We start from the raw sequence: 4628 nt of genomic DNA on the forward strand, positions 1-4628 counted from the left end.
TTGTTATATGGATATTCCGCGATAGCTCAATGGTGGAGCATTCGGCTGTTAACCGACAGGTTGGAGGTTCGAGTCCTCTTCGCGGAGCCATTTTTATTTTAAAATACTATATTTGTTATATGGATATTCCGCGATAGCTCAATGGTGGAGCACTCGGCTGTTAACCGATAGGTTGGAGGTTCGAGTCCTCTTCGCGGAGCCATTTTTTTTTATTATTAGAAATTTGGCAGTAACTTTTAGTTACTGCTTTTTGTGTTTAAAAAAGAAAAAAGTGTATATACTATAAATAAATTTATATGGATTTAAGATGATAATAAAATTTAAGCTGTAAGTTAAACTAAGCAAATATATTTTTTGAATATTATTATTAAAAATAAATATTAAAATAATTTCGTAGAATACTAAAATAAGCTTGTATACACCTTGACATATAAAAGTCTTTTGATAAAATGAAATATATAATTAAATATTTGCGATGAAAAAGAAGAGTAATTTTAATTTTATTTATAGAGAGATGATGTTTGGTGCAAATCATTAATAAATTAAAATGAAGGGAGCTTTTGAGCATAGTATAGAAAGTTGGGCTTTAGCCAAGAAGGGTGGAACCGCGGAAAGTTTTTCGTCCCTTTATTGTGCTTAAGGCTTTTTTTATTACAAAAATAAAATTTTGGAGGGATTAGCAATGGCAGTAGAAAAAACTATGGATAAGATAGTTGCGCTATGTAAAAATAGAGGATTCATATTTCCGGGATCAGATATATATGGAGGTCTTGCAAATTCATGGGATTATGGTCCACTAGGAGTAGAATTTAAAAATAACGTTAAAAAGGCATGGTGGAAAAAGTTTATCCAAGAAAGTCCATATAATGTAGGTGTTGATTGTGCTATATTAATGAATAAAGAAGTTTGGGTGGCATCAGGTCATTTAGGCGGATTTTCAGATCCTTTAATGGATTGTAAAGAATGTAAGTCAAGATTTAGAGCAGACAAATTAGTTGAAGAACACATGACTGAAAGTGGTGTTGAAGTAGCTTCAGCTGATGGAATGTCAAATGAGCAGTTAAAGGCATATATAGAAGAACATAATATAGTATGTCCTAAATGTGGTAAGATGAACTACACTGATATAAGACAATTTAACCTTATGTTTAAGACTTTCCAAGGTGTAACTGAAGATGCTAAAAATGAAATATACTTAAGACCAGAAACAGCTCAAGGTATATTTATAAACTTTAAACAAGTTCAAAGAAGTTCAAGAAAGAAAGTACCATTTGGTATAGGTCAAATTGGTAAGTCATTCAGAAATGAAATCACTCCAGGTAACTTCACTTTTAGAACAAGAGAATTTGAACAAATGGAATTAGAATTCTTCTGTAAACCAGGAACAGATTTAGAATGGTTTGAATATTGGAGAGGATATTGTTGGAATTTTCTATTAAACTTAGGAGTTAATAAAGATTGCTTAAGATTAAGAGATCATGAAAAAGAAGAACTTTCATTCTATTCAAATGCAACAACAGATATAGAATACTTATTCCCATTTGGTTGGGGAGAACTTTGGGGAATAGCTGATAGAACAGATTATGACTTAAAGAAACATGCAGAACATTCAGGAGAAGATTTAACTTATTTAGATCCAATGACTAAAGAAAAATATATACCATACTGTATAGAACCATCACTTGGAGCTGATAGAGTTGCACTTGCATTTTTAGTTGATGCTTATGATGAAGAAGATTTATCAACAGAAGATAAACAAGATTCAAGAATAGTTATGCATCTTCATCCAGCACTTGCACCATTTAAGGCAGCAATATTACCATTATCAAAGAAACTATCAGAAAAGGCATTAGAAGTATACGGAGAACTTGCTAAAAAGTTCAATGTTGAATATGATGAAGCTGGAAGTATAGGTAAGAGATATAGAAGACAAGATGAAATAGGTACTCCATTCTGTATAACAATAGACTTTGATACATTAGAAGATGGCGCTGTAACTGTAAGAGATAGAGATTCAATGGAACAAGAAAGAATTAAGATTGAAGATTTAGAAGCTTACATTGCTAAAAGTTTAGAATTTTAATAATTGTTATAAATAGAGGAGCATTTTAATAAAAATGCTCCTTATACTTTAATTATTTATAAAAGGAGGAGATATATATGGGAGAATTAACAAATAAAAAGGTATTTACGTTTTATGAAGAAATAGGAATACCAGAAGATTTAAAGAAGTTTGTAAATAAAAATGAAACAGCACTTTTTGCGGTAAAGACATTTAGAGATGCAGCCATATTTACAGATAAGAAAATATTAATTTGCGATAAGCAAGGAATAACAAGTAAGAAAACAGAATACTATGCTATACCATATAGCAAGATAATTACTTATTCAATAGAAACAGCAGGAAGAATGGATTTAGATGCAGAAATAAAACTTTTCTTAGCTGGAGGATTGAATATAGAGCTAGAATTTATTAAAAATAGACAGCTTGATGAGCTATTATTTAAAGTATTTAATATCATAGATGATTATGTTATCAAATAATATAAGAGCACATAAAAATGTGCTCTTTATAAAATAAAATTATTTTATAATATATAAGGTATTAAATGCTTAAAAATAATAATCTATAGTGTTATAATTAGAAACAATTAGGACAAAATTTAAGATAATTCATAATATATAAGTTGATAGTAGTATAAGACTTTTGGAGGCAAAGTATGAGAAAAGATTTTAAAGAATTTAAGGATTTTATCAAAGACAAAAAGGTTGGAGTGGTAGGAATAGGTGTTAGTAATATTCCTCTTATAAATTTTCTAGTAGAACTTGGGGCTAAGGTAACTGCTTTTGATATAAAAACAGAAGAAAAACTAGGAAGTGTTGCAGAAGATTTTAAGAAAAAGGGAGTTAATTTATCTCTTGGAGAAGGTTATTTAGATAATTTAACAGGATTTGATGTTGTATTTAAGACACCTTCAATGAGAATAGATTGTGATGCTTTAATTAAAGTTAAAAATGAAGGTGCATACATAACTTCAGAAATGGAAGAGTTCGTAAGATATTGCAAAGGAAAAATATATGGTGTTACAGGAAGTGACGGAAAAACAACTACTACAACTATAATATCAAAATTATTAATGGAAGAAGGCTATAAAACTTGGGTAGGTGGAAATATTGGAACACCACTTTTTGCTCAAATTGAAGATATAAAAAAAGAAGATATGGTAGTCTTAGAATTATCAAGTTTTCAACTTATGACAATGGATTTACCAATAGATGTTGCTATATGTACTAATTTAGCACCAAATCATTTAGACATGCACAAAGATATGCAAGAATATATTGATGCAAAGAAAAATATATTCTTGTATGGAGAAGAATCAAGTGTGCTAGTAGTAAATAGAGAGAATGAAATAACATATAGTTTTGAAAAGGAAGCTAAAGGTGAAGTTAGAGAATTTAGCTCAAAGAGAGTATTAGAACATGGTGCTTATTATAAAGATGGAATATTATATTTAGAAGGAAAAGAAGTAGTAAAGAGAAAAGATATTGTATTAAAAGGAATGCATAATGTAGAAAATTATTTAGCTGCATTTATAGCTACTAAAGATGATGTATCAATAAAATCTATGAAAAAGGTATGTGAAACTTTTGGTGGAGTTGAACATAGATGTGAATTAGTAAGAGAACTTAATGGCGTTAAGTACTATAATGATTCAATTGCATCAAGTCCAACAAGAACACTTGCAGGACTTAAAGCCTTTGATGAAAAGGTAATATTAATTGCAGGTGGCTATGACAAACATATACCATTTAGACCACTAGCAGAAGAGGGATATCCTTTTATAAAGAAATTAATATTGCTTGGAGCAACTAAAGAGAAGATAAAAGAAGTATTTAAAAATTTAAAAGAAGAAAAAGGTATAGAAGTAGAGATAATTGAGGTTAATAGCTTTGAAGAGGCTGTTAATAAGGCAAAAGAAATAGCTGTAGAAGGAGATATAGTAACACTATCACCAGCATGCGCGTCATTTGATATGTTCCCTAACTTTATGGAAAGAGGAAATAAGTTTAAGGAATTGGTAAATAATTTAAGATAAAATAATTTAAATAAATTAATATTTCTGTTTAGTAGATAATTAATAAACTGATAGTTATTTACTTAGCAGAAATATTTTTTTTATTTTTTTAAATAAATAAGGTCAATATTACAATTAAAATAATATATAACTATTTAAAAATATTAATTAGATTATATTAAAATATAATGTTTTAAAGAATAACTAATCCACGCGTATCATTATTAGAATTATAGAGAAAAAACAAAAAAATAAAAGAATTATAAATATAATTTAGAATAATTAACTATATTTTAGTAATATTAAAGGTATAAACGTGATACTATAATATCCGTTGTCAGGTGATGACGACTACATAAGTTTCTTTTCAAAAAATAAAAACAACTTAAAAAAGTTGTTGACAATAAGGAACTTAAATGATATTATAATAAAGCAGTCTATGAGATTGCTAAGATCTTTGAAAATTGAACAGAATATAGAAATACATTTAGAACCAGCAATTCTTTTTATTAAAGTAAGTTTTATGAGTATGATTAAACTTTTTATTGA

At 28.3% G+C, this 4628-nt stretch carries 3 protein-coding genes, 2 tRNA genes and 1 other annotated feature; all 5 genes read left to right on the forward strand.

Features of this window, described 5'->3' with window-relative positions; genetic code table 11:
• Positions 1-15: 15 nt before the first annotated feature.
• The 5 genes from J2Z53_RS12730 (at position 16) to murD (ending at position 4100) form a co-directional block, all read left to right on the forward strand.
• Positions 16-90: transfer RNA gene (locus J2Z53_RS12730), tRNA-Asn, on the forward strand.
• Positions 91-127: 37 nt separating this feature from the next.
• Positions 128-202, forward strand: a tRNA-Asn gene (locus J2Z53_RS12735).
• Between the two features lie 264 nt (positions 203-466).
• Positions 467-630 (forward strand) — a binding site (T-box leader).
• A gap of 52 nt (positions 631-682) precedes the next feature.
• Positions 683-2083, forward strand: a complete 1401-nt coding sequence (locus J2Z53_RS12740; protein ID WP_209797830.1) for a glycine--tRNA ligase — start codon at positions 683-685, stop codon at positions 2081-2083.
• Positions 2084-2160: 77 nt separating this feature from the next.
• A complete protein-coding gene (locus tag J2Z53_RS12745) occupies positions 2161-2544 on the forward strand; it encodes a PH domain-containing protein (protein ID WP_209797831.1) in 384 nt (127 codons plus the stop codon).
• A gap of 176 nt (positions 2545-2720) precedes the next feature.
• Positions 2721-4100, forward strand: coding sequence for a UDP-N-acetylmuramoyl-L-alanine--D-glutamate ligase (murD, locus tag J2Z53_RS12750; RefSeq protein ID WP_209797832.1), 1380 nt, complete (start codon positions 2721-2723; stop codon positions 4098-4100).
• Positions 4101-4628 lie beyond the last annotated feature (528 nt).

This window comes from Clostridium moniliforme (assembly GCF_017873235.1).
Lineage (GTDB): Bacteria > Bacillota > Clostridia > Clostridiales > Clostridiaceae > Clostridium > Clostridium moniliforme.